The organism is Bradyrhizobium sp. Tv2a-2, from assembly GCF_000472425.1.
Classification (GTDB): Bacteria; Pseudomonadota; Alphaproteobacteria; order Rhizobiales; family Xanthobacteraceae; genus Bradyrhizobium.
In genome coordinates, this window is record NZ_AXAI01000001.1 from 646,809 (window position 1) to 665,284 (window position 18,476).

The 18,476-nt window shown below is 63.4% G+C and carries 13 protein-coding genes; 6 read left to right on the top strand and 7 right to left on the bottom strand.

Annotated elements, in window-relative coordinates; genetic code table 11:
• Window positions 1-40: 40 nt before the first annotated feature.
• The gene (locus A3AI_RS49870; RefSeq protein ID WP_349509679.1) at window positions 41-3,031 is read right to left on the bottom strand and encodes a bifunctional diguanylate cyclase/phosphodiesterase; all 2,991 of its coding nucleotides are present in this window, start codon (window positions 3,029-3,031) and stop codon (window positions 41-43) included.
• A gap of 327 nt (window positions 3,032-3,358) precedes the next feature.
• Here A3AI_RS49870 and A3AI_RS0103160 point away from each other — a divergent pair, with 327 nt between their 5' ends.
• Genes A3AI_RS0103160 through A3AI_RS0103170 form a run of 3 tightly spaced genes read left to right on the top strand, consistent with a single transcriptional unit; the run spans window position 3,359 to window position 6,598 of the window.
• Window positions 3,359-4,411 (top strand): Ldh family oxidoreductase, encoded by a 1,053-nt coding sequence (locus A3AI_RS0103160; protein ID WP_024514183.1) that lies wholly within the window; start codon window positions 3,359-3,361, stop codon window positions 4,409-4,411.
• A 22-nt stretch (window positions 4,412-4,433) separates the two neighbouring features.
• Window positions 4,434-5,801: an LLM class flavin-dependent oxidoreductase gene (locus A3AI_RS0103165; RefSeq protein ID WP_024514184.1), complete on the top strand. Its 1,368-nt coding sequence runs from the start codon at window positions 4,434-4,436 to the stop codon at window positions 5,799-5,801.
• Between the two features lie 11 nt (window positions 5,802-5,812).
• A complete protein-coding gene (locus tag A3AI_RS0103170; protein ID WP_024514185.1) occupies window positions 5,813-6,598 on the top strand; it encodes a fumarylacetoacetate hydrolase family protein in 786 nt (261 codons plus the stop codon).
• A gap of 50 nt (window positions 6,599-6,648) precedes the next feature.
• On the opposite strand, the gene A3AI_RS0103175 is transcribed toward A3AI_RS0103170, so the two are convergent.
• On the bottom strand, window positions 6,649-8,097 hold the full coding sequence (locus A3AI_RS0103175) for a sulfatase family protein (RefSeq protein WP_024514186.1): 1,449 nt from the start codon (window positions 8,095-8,097) through the stop codon (window positions 6,649-6,651).
• A gap of 195 nt (window positions 8,098-8,292) precedes the next feature.
• Window positions 8,293-8,769 (bottom strand): Lrp/AsnC family transcriptional regulator, encoded by a 477-nt coding sequence (locus A3AI_RS0103180; RefSeq protein WP_024514187.1) that lies wholly within the window; start codon window positions 8,767-8,769, stop codon window positions 8,293-8,295.
• Between the two features lie 156 nt (window positions 8,770-8,925).
• On the opposite strand from A3AI_RS0103180, the gene A3AI_RS42050 reads away from it, so the two are divergent.
• Window positions 8,926-12,345 (top strand): indolepyruvate ferredoxin oxidoreductase family protein, encoded by a 3,420-nt coding sequence (locus tag A3AI_RS42050; RefSeq protein ID WP_036047299.1) that lies wholly within the window; start codon window positions 8,926-8,928, stop codon window positions 12,343-12,345.
• Between the two features lie 5 nt (window positions 12,346-12,350).
• On the opposite strand, the gene mctP is transcribed toward A3AI_RS42050, so the two are convergent.
• Window positions 12,351-13,850 carry a monocarboxylate uptake permease MctP gene (gene mctP / locus A3AI_RS0103190; protein ID WP_024514188.1) on the bottom strand — a complete coding sequence of 500 codons (1,500 nt, stop codon included), beginning with the start codon at window positions 13,848-13,850 and terminating at the stop codon, window positions 12,351-12,353.
• A gap of 12 nt (window positions 13,851-13,862) precedes the next feature.
• Complete coding sequence (locus tag A3AI_RS0103195) at window positions 13,863-14,042, bottom strand: DUF3311 domain-containing protein (protein WP_024514189.1); 180 nt, start codon at window positions 14,040-14,042, stop codon at window positions 13,863-13,865.
• Between the two features lie 333 nt (window positions 14,043-14,375).
• Here A3AI_RS0103195 and iaaH point away from each other — a divergent pair, with 333 nt between their 5' ends.
• Window positions 14,376-15,833 (top strand): indoleacetamide hydrolase, encoded by a 1,458-nt coding sequence (gene iaaH / locus A3AI_RS0103200; protein ID WP_024514190.1) that lies wholly within the window; start codon window positions 14,376-14,378, stop codon window positions 15,831-15,833.
• Window positions 15,834-15,951: 118 nt separating this feature from the next.
• On the opposite strand, the gene A3AI_RS0103205 is transcribed toward iaaH, so the two are convergent.
• Both A3AI_RS0103205 and A3AI_RS0103210 read right to left on the bottom strand, forming a co-directional pair.
• The gene (locus tag A3AI_RS0103205; RefSeq protein ID WP_024514191.1) at window positions 15,952-16,233 is read right to left on the bottom strand and encodes a response regulator transcription factor; all 282 of its coding nucleotides are present in this window, start codon (window positions 16,231-16,233) and stop codon (window positions 15,952-15,954) included.
• Window positions 16,234-16,239: 6 nt separating this feature from the next.
• Complete coding sequence (locus A3AI_RS0103210; RefSeq protein WP_024514192.1) at window positions 16,240-17,229, bottom strand: Bug family tripartite tricarboxylate transporter substrate binding protein; 990 nt, start codon at window positions 17,227-17,229, stop codon at window positions 16,240-16,242.
• 168 nt (window positions 17,230-17,397) lie between these two features.
• Here A3AI_RS0103210 and A3AI_RS0103215 point away from each other — a divergent pair, with 168 nt between their 5' ends.
• Window positions 17,398-18,468, top strand: a complete 1,071-nt coding sequence (locus tag A3AI_RS0103215; protein ID WP_024514193.1) for a peptidyl-alpha-hydroxyglycine alpha-amidating lyase family protein — start codon at window positions 17,398-17,400, stop codon at window positions 18,466-18,468.
• Window positions 18,469-18,476 lie beyond the last annotated feature (8 nt).

The window sequence follows — 18,476 nt, forward strand, 5'->3', positions numbered from 1 at the left end:
TCTCTTCGGAAAACCGCTACACACTTTTCCGGATCATGCTTTAGCGCACCCTAACCCGCCCGACCGCGCCGCCAACATAAGGCTGCAGCGGCGGCGAAGTTACGCGCGCGGCGGACTGAACGAATCTTGAGAGGTCCTCCGCCACGACCGGCCGGCTGAACAGGAAGCCCTGCATCTCGTCGCAGCCGAGCTCGCGCAAAAAGCCCTCCTGCTCGGGCGTCTCCACGCCCTCGGCGATGATCATCAGGTCCAGCGCCTTGGCCATGCTGATGATCGCCTGGACGATGGCACAGTCCTCCGAATCCGCCGGCAGGTCGCGGACGAAGGAGCGGTCGATCTTGATGGTGTCGATCGGCAGCTGCTTCAGGAGCGACATAGAGGAATAACCGGTGCCGAAATCGTCGATCGCCAGCCGCACGCCACGGCTTCGGATCGCCTCCATCACCTTCACCGCCCGCGAGACGTTGCGCATAACCATGCTCTCGGTGACCTCGAGCTGCAGAAGCTGCGGCGACAGGCCGCTTCGCTCGAGCGCCTCGTCGATATCATCAAGAAGATGCTCGTCGGCAAATTGCCGCGGCGATAGGTTGACGGCAACCGACAATGGACGCAGCCAGCGCATGGCCTGGGCACAGGCCTCGCGCAAGACCCAGCGCCCGATCGGCACTACAAGGCCGGTTTCCTCGGCGAGCGGAATGAATTGCGCGGGCGAGACCGCGCCGAACGCCGGATGGCTCCAGCGCAACAGCGCCTCGACGCCGGTGACGCCCTCGCCGGCCATGCCGACCTTGGGCTGATAGTGCAGCGAGAGCTGGCCACGCTCCAGAGCGCGCCGCAGCGCCGCCTCGAGCTGCAGGCGCTCGATCGAGAGATTTCGAGTGTCCTTGGTGAAGAAGCGGAAGGCGTTCTTGCCGTCTTCCTTGGCGAGATACATCGCCATGTCGGCGTTCTTGGTCAGCGCCTGTACGTCCAGCCCGTCGGCCGGATACATCGCGATCCCGATGCTCGCGGTGGTCTGCCATTCATGGCCGGAGAGCTGCAGCGGTTGGCTCAGCACGAAGAGCAGGTTGCGCGCGATGCGCTCGACATCGCTGATCTGGTCGGCCTCGCCGAGAATGACCACGAACTCGTCACCGCCGAGCCGCGCCACCACGTCGCTGGCGCGCAGCGCGCGCTTGAGCCGCCCGGCGACCTCGACCAGCAGCGCATCGCCCGCCTGGTGGCCGAGCGAATCGTTGATGACCTTGAAGCGATCGAGATCGATGAACAGCACGGCGAAACGGCGCTGGTTGCGATGCGCGGTGTCGATCGCATGGCGCAACAGCTCGTTGAACATTTCCCGGTTCGGCAGCCGGGTCAGGCTGTCGTGCGAAGCGAGATATTCGATGCGTTCGTCGGCCTTGGTCTTCTCGTCGACGCGGTCGAAATTCTCCAGCGCAAAGGAGACATTGGTGGCGAGCCGCTGCAGGAGCTCGGTGAATTCGAAAGTGAAGGTATCCTTCTCGGCGGCAATGAACAGCATGGTGCCCGCCGTGCGGCCGCGTACCGAAAGCGGAAATGCCGCCGCGGCATGCGCGCCATCGTCGCGGAGCACGCCGTGAAAGGCGCAGAAGCTCGCCTCGGCGAAATAGTCGTTGCTGACGCAAGCCAACCCCGAGCGGAACGCCGTGCCGCATACACCGCGCCCTTCGGGATGGGCTTCGCTGATTGAGACCCGCACATGACGACTGTTCTCGGCGGTCGGCCCAGCTATGCCCACCATCTCCAGGAAATCGGAGCCGGGCCGCGCCAGCGAAATGCTGGTGGAAGTGAACCTGCCGCCCGCCGCTGCGGCCTCGCAGACCAGCTCGAAAAGCTCGGCGCGGGAGCGCGAGCGCATGATCGCCTCGTTGGTCGAGGATAGCGCAGCGAACATGCGCGCCAGTCGCTCCTTTTGCTGCTCGGTCCGGGCCTTTTCCTCGGCGCGGTCGAAATTATCCAGCGCAAAGGAAACGTTCTCGGCAAGCCGCGCCAACAGCTCGACCAGATCGGGCGTAAAGGCGTCCTTCTCGGGCGCCAGGAACAACAGGCCACCGATGGGCTTGTCGCCGTTCTGCAGCAGCGGGAAGCTCGCACTGGCCCGGGTTCCCTCGGCCCGTGCGAGATCGTGCCAGTGAGAACTGCGCGGCTCGGCAAGATAGTCGTTCATGATGCAGGGCCGGCCCGTACGGAACGAGGTGCCGATCGCGCCATGTGCCTCGGGGTGATCATCCGCGATCGCGCAGCGGCTAGAAAGCATGCGCTCGGAGAAGCGCCCCTTCGCCGCCACGATGTGCAGATATCGGCCGCCGGGCTCCAGCAGCGCGATGCTGGCCGAATTGAACATGCCGCCGAGCACGGCCGCCTGGCAGACCACGTCAAGCAGTTCACCGCGGCTCTTCACCCGGATGATCGCCTCGTTGGTGGCGCTGATGGCCGCAAACATCCGGTTGAGCCGGCGCATCGCCCGCTCGCTCCGCTGGCGGGCGTTCTCGCGCTCGAAATTGTCGAGCGCATAGGAGATGTTGGCGCTCATGCGCTCCAGGAGCGACACGATCTCGTCGGTGATCGAGCCGGCCTCGCGCCGCGTGACAAGGAGAACACCGACGCTGCGGCCGCCGCAGATCAAGGGCAGCGCGGCCGCAGCTCCGACCTGCGCCTTAGTGGCGCCGTCGCGCCAGGCCAGCGAGTGCGACTGTTTGAGGAAATCGTTGCTGATGCAGATCGCCCGGTTGCGGAACGCCTTGCCACAGACGCCCTCGCCTTCGGGCCGTCCGGCGATGCTGGAGATGTCGATGCTGCGCAGCCGCGCAACATCTTCGCCGAAACCGGCGGCGCAGCGCAGAAGCCCGCTTTCCTCCTCCAGCAGGAACACCGTCACAGCCATGAAGTCGCCGCTCGAGAACGCGGCCTCGCAGACCTTGCGGTAGAGTTGCTCCTGGGATTTTGCGTACAGGATCGCTTCGTTGGTCGCGCTCAACGCAGCAAATGTACGCGCAATATGCGACTTCAAGACCATCCATCCCATCGGCGATTCTTGCCGTTTTATGGAGTGGCGCGGCCTAAATGCGCGTTAGTGGATGCGGCAAACCCAATTCAGGGTGAACGTCCCGCTAATTCGGCAATAGAAATATCCTGAGAACTACGGAGCGAACGACCTCGGCAGGCAAGCAAATACTAACCTTGAGAGGTCCAGCGGTTGCATCGCACCTATGACAGGCTGGCGACCGATCAGCGTTCAAATACCATTGCAGGCATCTCGTCTCTTTGCGACGATGGCACGATTAGAACAAGCAAGATCCGCCGTTTTCGCAATGGCGGGCACGAAAAGAGGAATGCCATGCCGATCGTCGAAGCCGATCGCCTCGCCCGCATCGGCGCGGCGCTGCTCAAGGCCGCCGGCGCATCGGAGGAGGAGGCGCAGGCGGTGGCCACCGGCTGTGTCAACGCCAACCTCGCCGGCCATGATTCCCACGGCATCATCGCGGTTCCGACTTACATCGACCGCGTCAAGGCCGGGCATATCGTGCCGGGCGCGCCCTTTACCATTGTGCAGGAATCGCCGACCACGACCGTGATCGACGGCAATTGGGGCTTTGGTTTTCACGTCAACGCCAAGGCGATGGCGCTGACGATCGAGAAGGCCAAGACCGCCAACGTCGCGGCCTGCACCGTGTTCCGGCAGAGCCATGTCGGACGGCTCGCCGCCTATCCGCTAATGGCGGCGCGCGCGGGCATGATCGGGCTTGCGACCGCGGATTCGGGACGTTCGCCCAAGCATGTCGCGCCCTTCGGTGGCCGCGAGGCGCGGCTCGGCACCAATCCGATCGCAATCGCGGTGCCGTCCGAACTGGAGGCGCCGTTCTACCTTGATATGGCAACCTCCGCGGTTGCCGCCGGCAAGATCGCGCTGGCGGTTGCGCGCGGCGAGCAAATTCCACAGGGCTGGATCATCGATGCCGAGGGGCGGCACACCACCGATCCCACGGACTATCGCAAGGGCGGCGCGCTGCTGCCGCTCGGCGGCACCGAGGGCTATAAGGGTAGCGGCCTTGCCGCGATGGTGGAAGTGCTGTGCGGACTGCTCACCGGGCTCGGTTTCGGCGTCGAGCCGATCGGCCGGCACAATGACGGCTGCTTCATGGCCGTGTTCAATGTCGCAGCGTTCCGCCCTCTCGACAAATTCAAACAGGAAGTCGCCGACTTCGCGCGCTATCTGAAATCGACGCCGCCCTCGGAAGGCTCGCGCGGCGTGTTCTATCCCGGCGAGATCGAATATCTGCGCGAGCAGGAGCGCGGGAAAAACGGCATCGAGGTCGAGGATGCGACCTGGGACAAGTTGCGCGCGCTTGCGCGTGATTATGGTCTCGCCGCCGACCTCGAGCTTACATGAAGAGCCGACCAGGGAGAGCAGAATGACACGGCAAATGGCGATGGTCGGCTTTCTGCAGGCGCAGAATTGCACCAATTTGCCGAGTTCATGGCGCCATCCGGAGTCGCGCGACGATTCGATGTCGGCGGACTACTATCAGGAGATCGCCCGCATTCTCGAAGCCGGCAAGTTCCATATGGCCTTCTTCGACGATCGCCTCGCGATGCCCGACCGCTACGGCAATGATCACGCCCACACCGTCGAATACGGCATCCGCTGTGTGAAGATGGATCCCGTGATCGTGCTGACCGCCATGGGCATGGTCACGGAAAAACTCGGCCTCGCCTCGACCTGCTCAACCACCTATTTCGAGCCGTTCGACGTGGCGCGGCGCTTTGCGACGCTGGACCTGATGACCGGCGGCCGTGCCGCGTGGAACGTGGTGACATCGGTCAACGACGGCGAAGCGCTCAACATGGGCCGCGAAAGCCATCTCGAGCATGATCATCGCTACGACCGCGCCGACGAGTTCATGGAGGTGGTGCTCGGCCATTGGGACAGCTGGGAAGACGGCTCGCTGATCATCGACAAGAAGAGCGGCCGTTTCGCCGATCCGACCAAGGTGAAACGGCTCGATCACGACGGCGCCTTCTTCAAGTCGCGCGGTCCTTTCACCGTGCCGCGCTCGCCGCAGGGTCATCCCGTCGTGATCCAGGCCGGTGCCTCCGGGCGCGGCCAGCGTTTTGCCGGGCGTTGGGGCGAGGTCATCTTCACCGCCGCGCGCAATGTCGCAAGCGCCAAACAGGGTTATGACGCCATCCGCAACGAGGCGGCGAAAGCCGGACGCGATCCCGACCAGATGTTCCTCTGCAACCTGGTGACGCCAGTCTGCGGAGCCACCCAGGCGGAAGCCGAGGACAAGATGGCGTTGATCCACAAACTGCCGCTCGAGATCGACGCGCTGTCACTGCTGGCCGAAGGGCTGAACTTCGACTTCGCCGCCAAGCCGATCGATGAGCCGCTCACGACAGAGGAGTTGCAGGGGATGCAGGGCATGCTCGGCATCCGCGACGGCGTGCTGCGCACGTCAGGCAAGACCAATCCCTCGACGCGCGACTTCATCACCTTCTCGGGCCGCGGCCAGACCCAGGATGCCATCGTGGGCGGACCAAAGGAGATCGCGGACAAGCTCGAGGACATGTTCGTCAACCGCGGCTGCGACGGCTTTGTCATCGCGGCGACTTATGTGCCGGGTTCCTATGCCGATTTCGTACGCCACGTGGTGCCGGAATTGCAGCGCCGCGGCCTGTTTCATAAGGACTATGCCGGGAAAACCTTGCGCGAAAATCTCGGGCTGAAGCGGCCTTCCGCCGGTGCGTGGAAGACCCCGCCGCGCGCAGCCGCCGAATAAGGGAAAGCAACATGCGTTGGCTCAAATTCACCGCCACGGGCAATACCTCCTGGGGCATCATGGAAGGCGACCGCGTGATCGCCGTCAGCGGCGATCCCTTCGGCGAGTGGCAGCGTACCGCGCGAACCCACGCGCTCAAGGACGTCAAGATCGAGCTGCCGCTGATCCCGCGCACCTTCTATTGCGTTGGACTCAACTACCTGAAGCACCTGAAGGAAGCCGCCGACAAGCGCGGCGAGGTGCCCAACGTCCCCGACAGGCCCGAGATCGGCTACCGCGCTCAGAACGCGCTGATCGCGCATGATGAGGACGTGGTGATCCCGGCGACCGCAACCGAGAAGATCCACTATGAAGGCGAGCTCGTCGTCGTCATCGGCAAGAAGGCGAAGCACCTGACCGCAGAGAACGCGATGGATTGCGTATTCGGCTACACCATCGGCAACGATGTCAGCGAGCGCACCTGGCAGAAAGCGGATCGCGGCCTGTGGCGTTCCAAGAATTGCGACACCTTCAAACCGATGGGCCCGTGGATCGAGACCGATGTCGACCTCGACAAGATGGAAACCGTGATCCGCGTGAACGGCAAGGAGACCGGACGCTTCCACACCAACGACATGATCTTCGGCATCGTGCCCTTCATCGTCGAGCTGACCAAGTATTTCACGTTGTGGCCGGGCGACGTGATCTGGATGGGCACTGACGGCGCTTCACCGGACCTGAAGGCCGGCGACGTCGTCGAGATCGACATCACGGGGATCGGGACATTGCGCAACAGGTTCGTTGCGGAAGCGCGCTGATTTCGGCGTCCTCCGGCGTCCTGGCGAAAGCCAGGACGAGCCGCACACTCTCACTTCAACTCCGGATCCGGATCGAGCGTCACCGGCATTGCGCCCGGGCGGTCAACCCATTCCTTGGATCGGTTGTTCTCGGTGAAGCTCGTTGCCACCTCCGGCAGCATGGTCGCGTTCCATGCGTTCCACTCGGCGACCAGATGCTCGTAGATATCCTTGTGCCGCTCCTTCAGATTGGCGCGCTCCATGGGATCGGTGGCGACGTTGAACAGGAACGTGTTGTCGAGGATCTTGAGATATTTCCAGTCGCCGATGCGCGCGGCGCGCTGCCATTGCGACTTGTAGCGCCAGAACAGCCGCCGCTCGACCGGCGCAGCGCCGTCGACAAGCTGCGGCAACAGATTCATGCCGTCAGGCGGATAGGCGGAATCCGGCGTCGTGCCTGCTGCGGCGCATAGTGTCGGCAGCCAGTCTATGTTGGCCGTGACCTGCTCGCTCACCAGGCCGCCCTTGATGCGTGCGGGCCATGAGATCAGCGCGGGAATGCGCAAGCCACCCTCGAGAAGCTCGGTCTTGCGGCCGTTGAAGGGCCAGGTGTCGGAGAAACGCTCGCCGCCGTTGTCGCTGGTGAAGATCACGATGGTGTTGCGCGCCAGTGCGTGGTCCTCGAGCGCCTTCAAGACGCGCCCGATCTGCTCGTCCATCGCAAGAATCATCTTGCGGTAGGTCTCGCGCGAGCCGCCGTCATAGTGGCGAATGTTGTGACCGCCGAGGCGATCGGACTCCGCCTGGTCGTCCGGGCCTTCCCACGGCCAATGCGGCGCGCTGAAGTGAAGGCTGAGCAGGAACGGCTGGCCGGCTTGGGCGTACCCTTCGATCACCTTCACCGCGCGATCTCCGAGCAGGCTCGTCATATAGCCGGTCTGCTCGACCGGCTGGTCGCCGTCCCAGAGATCGGGCTTGCCGCCGGTGTTGACGTGGCGGAAATAGTCCACCGCGCCGCTGCGATAGCCGTAGAAATGATCGTAGCCGCTTTTCAGCGGGCTGAAATTGGGGAGATTGCCGAGGTGCCATTTCCCGACCAGGGTCGTGCCATAGCCGACCTTCTTGAGCAGGGACGGCAGCGTCGGATGCTCCGGCGGCAAGCCAACATCAGGTTTGGTAATACCCGCGATCGGCTCTTCGAGGCCCACCGGCAGCCGAACCTGGTAGCGGCCCGTGATGATCGCAACGCGCGAGGCGGTGCAAACAGGGGAATTGGCATAGGACTGGGTGAAGCGCGCGCCTTGGGCCGCGATCCGATCGATGTTCGGCGTCGTGAAATCGCGGGCGCCGTTGCAGGAGATGTCCGCATGGCCCATGTCGTCGGCGATGATGAAGACGATGTTGGGCCGCTGCGGCGCGGACTGGCCCTGCGCAAGCGACGCTGCAGTGGCGCCGACTGCGAAAGCTGCGCTGCCCGAGGCTGCATTCCGCAGGATCCTTCGTCGCGTGTACGTCGTCATGGTCGTCCTCCCATCTTCCCGCGCATAATCCGGACCACGGCGGGCCGTGTCAACGCAAAGCACGTTTCGATTGTCCGGTCCCGCTGGATTGCTTCGTCGCTGCGCTCCTCGCAATGACAGAATGCGCTGTTTGAAAAATTGAATCGGCGCGCTTCACCGACAGGGAGCAGTGTGCTGGGCATCACTTCGTCACCCTCACCTCCGCTTCGCCCTCCCCGCAAACGGCAGCGCCACGCCAGTCTTGATCTCCTTCAAGATCATGTTGGTGCGGACATAGCGGATGCCGGGCAGGCGGAACATGAAGCTGTCGAGGAAATCATTATAGGCCTGCATGTCGCGCACCACGACGCGCAGATGATAGTCCGCGTCGCCCGTGGTGGCGAAACACTCCAGCACCTCGCTCCGCTTGCTCACCTGCGCGACGAACTGATCGACAAAGGTCGCGTCGTGGCGCTCCAGCGAGACATGCAGGACGGCCGAGGTCGCAAAGCCCGCTTTTTCGCGATCGAGCAGCGCCGAATAACCGCGGATGATGCCCTCGGCTTCAAGCGCGCGGACGCGGCGCCAGCATGCCGAGGTCGACATGCCCACAGCATCCGCAAGCTGCTGGTTGGTCGCGCGGCCGTCCTTCTGCAGCTCGGCGAGAATCCGCTGGTCCTGCTCTTCAACCATGAATCGCATCCATATCGAAAGGTTCTACCAAAAACGCACCATTGGCGAGAAATCTTACCGCTGTTTGCCTCCCCGAGGCAACAGATAGGCAAGACCTGCCAACATCAAGGGATTAGCGTTGTTGCAAGCGAAGCGCTTTTCCGCCGGAGGCCGGCCATGGACGACAGACCCTCACTCGACATCTACCAGCTCGCCGACCGCTATGAGCGCGAGCAGGGCCGCGTGTTCCTCACGGGTACCCAGGCGATCGTCCGCATCGCGCTCGACCAGGCCCGGCGCGATCGTGAAAACGGGCTCAACACCGCCGGCTTCATCTCCGGCTATCGCGGCTCGCCGCTCGGCGGCGTCGATCTCGAGCTCTGGCGCATCAAGGAGCAATTGAGAGCGCAGCGCGTCGAATTCCTGCCGGCGGTGAACGAAGACCTCGCCGCGACCGCCGTACTCGGCTCGCAGCAGGTGGAGACGCAAACGAATCGCGAAGTCGAGGGCGTGTTCGGCCTCTGGTATGGCAAGGGGCCCGGCGTCGACCGCTCGGGCGACGCACTCAAGCATGGCAATGCCTACGGCTCCTCGCCGCATGGCGGCGTGCTTGTTGTCGCCGGCGACGACCATGGCTGCGTGTCGTCCTCGATGCCGCACCAATCCGACGTCGCCTTCATGAGCTGGTTCATGCCGACCCTGCACCCCGCAAGCGTCGCCGAATATCTGGCGTTCGGCGAATATGGCTACGCGCTGAGCCGCTTCTCCGGCATGTGGGTCGGCTTCAAGGCGATCTCCGAGATCGTGGAGTCAGGCGCCTCCGTCGCGCTGCGCCCGCCGCGGCGATTCATCAAGCCGGATTTCACGCCGCCGCCTGGCGGCCTGCACTACCGCTGGCCCGATCTGCCCGGCCCGCAGATCGAGGAACGGCTGGAAGCGAAGAAGCACGCGGTCTATGCCTTCGCCAAAGCCAACCCGATCGACCGCCGTGTCTACAATGTCCCGAACGCCAGTTACGGCATTGTCACCACGGGCAAGGCGCATCTCGACCTGATGGAGGCGATGCGGCTGATCGGCCTCGATGAGGCGGCCTGCCGCAGCCTCGGCATCGACATCTACAAGGTCGGCATGGTCTGGCCGCTGGCACTGCATGACGCGATGGCCTTCGTCACGGGCAAGCGCGAGATCCTGGTGGTCGAGGAAAAGCGCGGCATCATCGAAAGCCAGTTCAAGGAATATTTCTACGACTATCCCGGCGCCAAACCCGAGCGCATGGTCGGCAAGCATGACGAAAGCGGAGCGCGGCTGATCTCATGGACTGGCGAATTGTCTCCGCGCGCGCTGGCCGACGTGCTGGCGCGGCGGCTTGATCCGCTGTTTCCAGAGCTGAAGCTTGGGGAACGCGCAGCAGCGCTCGCACCGGATGCGCAGCGCATGGTCACGGTCGCGGGCGCGACCCGCACGCCCTATTTCTGCTCGGGCTGCCCGCACAACACTTCGACCAAGGTGCCCGAGGGATCGAAGGCGCTTGCCGGCATCGGCTGCCATTTCATGGCGAGCTGGATGGACCGCGAGACATCGTCGCTGATCCAGATGGGAGGCGAAGGCGTCAACTGGGCGGCCTCCTCGCGCTTCACCGGCCACAAACACATCTTCCAGAATCTCGGCGAAGGCACCTATTATCACTCCGGCTCGATGGCGATCCGCCAAGCGATCGCAGCGCGCGCCAACATCACCTACAAGATCCTGTTCAACGATGCAGTCGCGATGACCGGCGGCCAGCCGGTCGACGGCCCGGTGAGCGTGCACGCCATCGCCCACAGCGTCCGCGCCGAAGGCGTCTCGCGCATCGCGCTGGTCTCCGACCATGCGGATAAATTCGCGGCGAGGGATTTTCCGCAAGGCGTGAGCATCCACCCACGCGAGCAGCTCGATGCGGTGCAGCGGGAGCTGCGCGGGATCGAGGGCGTTACGGTGCTGATCTATGAGCAGACCTGCGCCACCGAGAAGCGCCGCCGCCGCAAGCGCGGCCAGATGCAGGACCCCGCCCGCTTTGCCTACATCAACGACCTCGTCTGCGAAGGCTGCGGCGACTGCTCCGTGGAGTCGAACTGCCTCAGCGTCGAACCGAAGGAGACGCCGTTCGGGCGCAAGCGCAAGATCAATCTCTCGACCTGCAACAAGGATTTCTCCTGCCTCAATGGCTTCTGCCCGAGCTTTGTCACGATCGAGGGCGGCAAGCGACGTGCCAAGGCCACGACCGAAGTCGATCCGCTCGCGCGCGCCGCAACGCTGCCGTTGCCGACGCCAGCGCCGCTCGATCGTCCCTTTGATCTCCTGGTGACCGGCGTCGGCGGCACCGGCGTCATCACCGTGGGTGCGCTGATCGCGATGGCTGCCCATCTCGAGGGGCGCGGCGTCTCGGTGCTGGATTTCACCGGCTTTGCACAAAAATTCGGCCCCGTGCTGAGCTATCTTCGGCTCGCCGCCACGCCGGACGAACTGCACCAGGTGCGGATCGACCAGGGCTCGGCCGATGCGTTGATCGGCTGCGATCTCGTGGTGAGCTCATCGCCCAAGGCTTCCGGCACCTACCGCAAGGGCACGCGTGCCACCGTCAACACTGCGGAAATGCCGACCGGCGATGTTGTGCGCTTCCGCGATGCCGATCTTGCCGCCGGCACGCGCCTCTCCGCGATCGCACGCGTCATCGGCAAAGATCATCTCAACACTGTCGATGGGAACGCGCTGGCCGAGCAACTGCTCGGCGACACCGTCTATGCCAACATGCTGATGCTTGGCTTTGCCTGGCAGGACGGACTGGTGCCGGTATCGCTCATGGCCCTCGACCGCGCGATCGAGCTCAATGGCGTTGCCGTCATCAGCAACAAGCGGGCCTTTGCCTGGGGCCGCATCGCCCGCGCCGATCGCGATTTCCTGCCGAAGGCTGCGCGCAGCGAGCCTGTGGCGGAGACGCTCGAGCAGATGATCGAAAAGCGCAGCACGTTCCTCACGCAGTATCAGAACCGCGCCTATGCCGCGCGGTATGAGGCGGTCGTCGCGCGGGTGCGGCACGCGGAGGCGGCGCTTCGCTCCGAAAAGCTGACGGACGCGGTAGCCCGGTCGCTGTTCAAGCTGATGGCCTACAAGGACGAATACGAGGTTGCGCGCCTGCACATGGAGAGCGGCTTCCTCGACGAGTTGCGGCGGGAATTCGCCGGCGATTTCAAGGTGAGGTACCATCTCGCTCCGCCGCTCCTGCCTTCGCATCAGGATGCGCGCGGCCGTCCGCGCAAGCGCGCCTTCGGGCAGTGGCTGCAGACTCCGCTGAAGCTGTTGGCGCGGGCGAAATTCCTGCGCGGCACGCCGTTCGATCCGTTCGGTTACACCGCCGAGCGGCGCGGCGAGCGCGAATTGATCACTTGGTACGAGCGAGAGATCGATGTCATGCTGGCAAAGCTCAACGCCAACAACCTGCCGGACCTTGTCGCCATCGCACGAGCCCCGCTGGAGATCCGCGGCTATGGTCCGGTCAAGGATGCCGCGATCCCCAAGGCGAAGGCCGAGGTCGAACGACTAAAGGAGCGCCTGGCGTGACGCAGTCAGGATCGCACCGCGACGCTCCGATCGGTCGCCGGCGCGATCCACGCCATCACCACCGTGACGATTGCTGCGACCGCGATGTTGAGGATCAACGCGCCGAGACCGACATAAAAGGTATACGTCCCGCCGCCGAGGCTGAGGCTCGCAAGCGGCTTGAGGCCATTGCTCCACGCCGTCCAGGAGCCCCATAGGATGCCCACGGCCCAGCCGGCGAGCAGCCCTTCAGCACGGAACCAGCGCGTAAAGAGCGAGAATACAAGCGAGGGAAAAGTCTGCAGGATCCACAACCCGCCGAGCAGCTGCAGGTCGAGCGCAAATTGCACCGGCAAGAACAGCGTGAATGCCAGCGCACCGACCTTGACGATCAGCGAGGTAATCTTGGCGACGGAAGCTTCGCCGGCATGGCTGATCTCGGGATGGAGATAGATCTTCCAGACGTTGCGCGTGAACAAATTGGCGGCACCGATGCTCATCACAGCCGCCGGCACCAGCGCGCCGATCGCGATCGCCGAGAAGGAAAAACCCGCGAACCAGGACGGGAACAGCGTCTTGAACAGCACGGGCACCACGTCATTGGGCGAGTCGACCTTGATGTTTGCGGCGTGGGCCATGTAGCCGAGCAGAGCGATCAGGCCGAGCAGAAGGGTGTAGGCGGGCAACAGGATCGCGTTCTTGCGGATGGTGTCGGCGGATTTGGAGGCGAACACCCCGGTCAGCGTATGCGGATACATGAAGGCGGCGAAGGCCGAGCCGAGCGCGAGCGTCGCGTAGGCGAGCATCTGCGAATCCTTCAGCAAGATGCCGGTGGCCCCGCCCTTGGCAATGAATGCCTTGTCCGCGGCCGCAAACACCGCGCCATAGCCGCCGAGCTTTGCCGGCACGATCACGACCGCCACCAGCACCACGATGTAAATCATGATGTCCTTGACGAAAGCGATCAGAGCGGGCGCGCGCAACCCCGAACTATAGGTATAGAGCGCAAGGATGATGAAGGCCGCGACGATCGGCAGCTCACCCGTCAGGCCCAGGGCCTTGATCACCGTGCCCATGCCGACCAACTGCAGCGCGATGTAGGGCATCGTGGCAACGATGCCGGTCAGCGCCACGACAAGCTCGAGCGTACGGGAATTATAGGTGCCGCGCACCACATCGGCGGCGGTGACATAGCCGTTTCTGTGCGCGATCGTCCACAACATCGGCATCACTGCGAAGACGAAGGGATAGACGATGATGGTGTAGGGCAGTGCGAAGAAACCAAAGGCGCCGACCGCATAGACCAGCGCCGGCACCGCGATCACGGTGTAGGCGGTGTAGAAGTCGCCGCCGACCAGGAACCAGGTGATCCAGGTTCCGAACTGCCGGCCACCCAGGCCCCATTCGTCAAGATGTTCGTTGACGGGGCCGGACTTCCAGCGCGAGGCGAGAAAGCCCATGACAGTCACGAGCGCGAAGAAGAAGATGAAAACGGAGAGCGGAATCCAGTCGATCTGGCCGGTCATGATCCCGTCCTCTTACTGCGCTTCGTCATGGGGACGGCTGCGATAGACCAGCCAGATCAGGATCGAGGTGATCGGCACCCAGGCGAGCTGATACCAGTAGAAGAAGGGGAAGCCGAACAGCGACGGTTCGGCAAAATTATAGAACGGCACCCACAGCAGTCCGACAAAGGGCAGCAGCAGCAACACCCACATCAACGTTCTCCGGCCTCGGCCGACGTCCCTCGCCGACTCTCATCACGCGGGCGTGGTTTAGTTGTGAATTCACGGACGCGCGAGGCCAAATTGCTTTTGTTGCGGCGCACCGCGCGGAAATGTGATCACCAGCCCAGAAATACCGCTCGGCTATCCACAGCCTATAAGAATGTCCCCGACAATGAGGACAAGCGTGTCAGCCGTGATTGGCTAGGATTGATGGTGAGCACCTCAACTGCATGCCAAAAGGAGAGCGCCATGGACCGACCAAGCAATCCTGCGTCCCGGCTCGCAGCCGCAATCATCCTTGCCGCTCCGTTGGGAGTCCTGCCAATGCCCTCATCAGCCGAAACCACGCCCGACCTTGACCGACTGACGGCTCAGCAGGCCGCGGCCGATATCTGCGCCGGCAAGATCACGAGCAAGGCGTTGGTCTCCGCCGCGCTTGCCCGCGCCAAAGCTAAGACCAATCTCAACGCATTCATCACACTCGACGAGGCAGGCGCCATGAAGGCCGCGGCCGCCTTCGACGCGGCCCACAAGAACGGACACAACTGCAAGCCGCTCGGCGGGGTGCCGGTCGTGGTCAAGGACAATATCGAAGTGGCAGGCCTCCCCTCCTCGGCCGGCACGCCCGCACTGAAGGGTTATGTGCCGAAGCAGGACGCGCCAGTGGTGGAAAAGCTGCGTGCATCGGGCGCGATCATCATCGGCAAGACCAATATGCATGAGCTTGCCTTTGGCATCTCCGGCTACAACGGCGCGTTCAAGACCGGAGGCGAGCCAGGCGTGCGCAACGCCTATGATGCGACCAAGATTGCGGGCGGCTCCTCCGCCGGCACCGCCGCGGCCATCGGCGCACGAATCGTCACCGCCGGTCTCGGCACCGACACCGGCGGCAGCGTGCGCATCCCCTGCGCGCTCAACGGCTGCGCCTCGCTGCGGCCGACGGTCGGGCGCTATCCGCAAGGCGGCATCGCGCCGATCTCGCACACCCGCGACACCGCGGGCTCCATGGCCTCTACCATGGCCGATGTCGCGATCCTCGACCGCGTCATTGCCGGTGGCGGTGCGATTGCTCCCGCCGGTCTCAAGCAGGTCCGCATCGGAATCGTCAACGCCATGCTCGCCAATCTCGATGGCGACACCGACAAGGCGTTCCACGCGGCGATCGACAAATTGAAGTCGGCTGGCGTTACCGTAGTCGAAATCGACATGCCGAAGCTCGCCGAGCTCAACAGTCAGGTCGGCTTTCCCGTAGCGCTCTACGAGGCCTATGACGACATGGTGGCTTATCTCAAACACACCGGCACGGGGATAACGATCGAGGAGCTTGCGAAATCGATCGCTAGCCCCGACGTCAAGGGTACCTATGATGGGCTGGTCATCCCGCGCAAACTGCCTGGACCGAACAACACCGTGGCCGACGCCAAGCCGGCCTATGATGCCGCGATCAAGACGGCGCGGCCGGCGCTGCAGGCGCTTTACCGCGACACCTTTGCGAAAAGCCATCTGGATGCGATCGCCTTTCCGACCACACCCAAGGTCGCGATACAGGCCGACGCCAATTCGAGCAGCCTCGAGAATTTCGTGCTGTTCATCCAGAACACCGATCCCGGCAGCAATGCCGGCGTACCCGGCGTCCAGATCCCGATTGGGTTCGGCGGCACGACCAATTTGCCGGTGGGATTGGAGCTCGATGGGCCCGCCGGCAGCGACCGCCGCCTGATCGCGATCGGGATGGCGATGGAGAAGCTGTTCGGACGGCTTCCTCCGCCTTCAACCAATTGAACAGGAGCTACATGGGACTAAAGCGCGATGAGATTTGGTTGAATCGTCATCGCGCTTTAGGTCTTTGATTGAGCATGATCTTTTCGGAAAACCGCTACACACTTTTCCGGATCATGCTCTAAAGGTTCTGCGGCAGCAGACTGGCGATGCCGCCGCGGCGGCGCACGCCGAGCTTGGCGAAGATGCGCTTGGCGTGGGTGCGGATGGTCGAGGTCTCGATGCCGAGCCTGCGCCCGATCTCCCTGTCACTGAGGTCGTTCGCGATCAGCCGCGCTGATCTCGCGCTCGCGCACCGACGGGCTTCGCCGATGTTGCGATTGCCGATATAGCTATAGGCGTTGACGCCCCAATAGAGCCCATCGCGGCCGAGGAAGTCGTTGAAGAATTCGGTCCGCAGCAAGTCGCGCTATTCCACCTTGATGCCGGCTTCCCGGATCACCTGGCGCCAGCGCGCCTCCTGCTCCAGGAAATACCGCCCCAGCACATCAGGCGCGCTTGCCACCAGGACAAGACCTTCGCTGACACTGAGCTGCTTGAAGGTCTCCGACTGCACTGCCTTCGCCGCCGACCTGTTGAGGCGATCGATAATCTCAGGCGGGGTACTGGCCGGTGCGAACAGGCCGTACCAGCTCTCTGCGGCGTAACCCTGGACCCCTGCTTCCGCGACCGTCGGAAGATCGGGAAAAGCCGGCGAACGTTCGGCCGAGGTCACTGCCAGCGCGCGCAACTGTCCGGCCTCGATCAGCGAGGCGGCGCTTGCGACCGTCGTGAACATCACCTGGATCTGCCCGCCGAGCAGGTCGGTGATGGCGGGCGAGGCGCCCTTGTAGGGAACGGTGGTCAGATTGACCTTGGCGAGCGACTTGAACAACTCACCGGCGAGATGCGCCGAGGTGCCGGTGCCGTAGGTGCCGTAGGAGAGTTTTTCCGGGTCCGCTTTGGCCGCAGCGATCAGCTCGGGAATCGAGTGCACCTGCGACTTCGCGTTGACCACGACGATGTTGTAGGAGCGCGCGAGCAGTGCGACCGGTGCAAAATCCTTGTGCGGGTCGTAGGGCAGCTTGGCGTAGAGGCTCGGATTGACGGCATTGGCGAAGGTGCCCATCAGAAGCGTGTAGCCGCCGGGCTCGCTGGTTGCGACCGATTGTGTGCCGATGATGGTGCCCGCGCCCGGCTTGTTCTCGATGATGACGGACTGGCCGAGATCCTTTTCCATCTCCTGCGCCAGCGCGCGTGCGATCACATCGGTGCCGCCACCCGGCGCGAACGGCACCACGAATTTGATGATCCGCTCCGGATACGCCGCCAACGCCTGGTCAATCGGCCAGGCCAGCAGCACCCATGTTGCAAGCGCGAACGCAAACGCGCCTCTACCGAGATTTACACCAAAGCACATCCGATGCCTGTTCCGCCAAGTGCAGACGTTTCCCATGACACATTTGTTTTCGCCGCCATGCATCTGGCGACGGACGCCCGCGCACCATCGTCAATGGACGCTCGGACCCGCGTTAGACTAGCATCCGCGCCGCATTAAAAAAGCGAACAAAAGGATTGGGAGGATTGCATGCGGCACGGACTGTTCGGCTTGTTGCTCTTGATGGCGTCGCCCGTACTGGCGCAGCAATCGATCCCCAACATCCCGTTCGAATCGGTGCCCAATCCGCTTCACTTGCCGCACAACATGTATTTCGGCGAGGCATCCGGCGTCGCCGTCAATTCCAAGGGACATGTCTACGTGCTCTCGCGTGGCAATACGACAGGACCAGCCTACGCCGCCGCCGCGGCGCAGCTTCTGGAATTCGACGCCAAGGGCAATTTCGTCGGCGAGATTGGCAAAAATCTTTATGCCTGGTCGTTCGCCCACGCTGTGAAGGTCGATCCTGCCGATAATATCTGGGTCACCGACAAGGGCTCGGACATGGTGATCAAGTTCGACCCTGATGGCCGCGTGCTCATGGTATTCGGTCGCAAGCAGGAGGCCTCTGACGAAGAGACCGGACCGCTGAAGCATCCCAAACCGCCCCTGCCGGCCGAGGACGGTCGGTTTCGCCAGGTCACCGATATCGCCTTCGACAAGCAAGGCGACACCTTCATCAGCGATGGCTATATCAATTCGCGCGTTGCCAAGGTCGACAAGGACGGCAACTGGCTGAAATCCTGGGGCGACCGCGGCAAGGGGCCCGGGCAGTTCAACACGCCGCATTCGATCGCAACCGACGCCAATGGCAATGTCTATGTTGCCGATCGCGGCAATCACCGCATCCAGGTTTTCGACGGCGACGGCAAGTTTCTGCGGCAGATGGTCATCGACGTGCCCGTGCCGCCGGACGCAAAGCCTGCGATCGGAAAAATACCGGATGAGGCGATGATCGCCGGCGGCACCTTTGCGCCGGGCTCGCCCTGGGCGCTCTGCATCACGCCGCCGCCGAATCAGGTGCTGTATTCGTCCGATGCGTGGCCGGGCCGCATCTACAAGCTCTCGCTCGACGGCAAGGTACTCGGCGTGCTCGGGCAGGCTGGCAAGCAACTCAAGCAGTTCGGCTGGATTCACGAGATGGCATGTCCATCGGAGAATGTGCTCTATGTGGCGGAACTGTTGAACTGGCGGGTGCAGAAGCTGATCTTGAAGCCGTGAGGCTGCTT

What these genes read in the sequence shown, in the direction of transcription:
- A3AI_RS0103210 (WP_024514192.1), bottom strand. Translation starts at nt 17,229, where the DNA reads ATGTGCTTTGGTGTAAATCTCGGTAGAGGCGCGTTTGCGTTCGCGCTT.
- iaaH (WP_024514190.1), top strand. Translation starts at nt 14,376, where the DNA reads ATGCCCTCATCAGCCGAAACCACGCCCGACCTTGACCGACTGACGGCT.
- mctP (WP_024514188.1), bottom strand. Translation starts at nt 13,850, where the DNA reads ATGACCGGCCAGATCGACTGGATTCCGCTCTCCGTTTTCATCTTCTTC.
- A3AI_RS42050 (WP_036047299.1), top strand. Translation starts at nt 8,926, where the DNA reads ATGGACGACAGACCCTCACTCGACATCTACCAGCTCGCCGACCGCTAT.
- A3AI_RS0103170 (WP_024514185.1), top strand. Translation starts at nt 5,813, where the DNA reads ATGCGTTGGCTCAAATTCACCGCCACGGGCAATACCTCCTGGGGCATC.
- A3AI_RS0103180 (WP_024514187.1), bottom strand. Translation starts at nt 8,769, where the DNA reads ATGGTTGAAGAGCAGGACCAGCGGATTCTCGCCGAGCTGCAGAAGGAC.
- A3AI_RS0103195 (WP_024514189.1), bottom strand. Translation starts at nt 14,042, where the DNA reads ATGTGGGTGTTGCTGCTGCTGCCCTTTGTCGGACTGCTGTGGGTGCCG.
- A3AI_RS0103175 (WP_024514186.1), bottom strand. Translation starts at nt 8,097, where the DNA reads ATGACGACGTACACGCGACGAAGGATCCTGCGGAATGCAGCCTCGGGC.
- A3AI_RS0103215 (WP_024514193.1), top strand. Translation starts at nt 17,398, where the DNA reads ATGCGGCACGGACTGTTCGGCTTGTTGCTCTTGATGGCGTCGCCCGTA.
- A3AI_RS0103160 (WP_024514183.1), top strand. Translation starts at nt 3,359, where the DNA reads ATGCCGATCGTCGAAGCCGATCGCCTCGCCCGCATCGGCGCGGCGCTG.
- A3AI_RS0103165 (WP_024514184.1), top strand. Translation starts at nt 4,434, where the DNA reads ATGACACGGCAAATGGCGATGGTCGGCTTTCTGCAGGCGCAGAATTGC.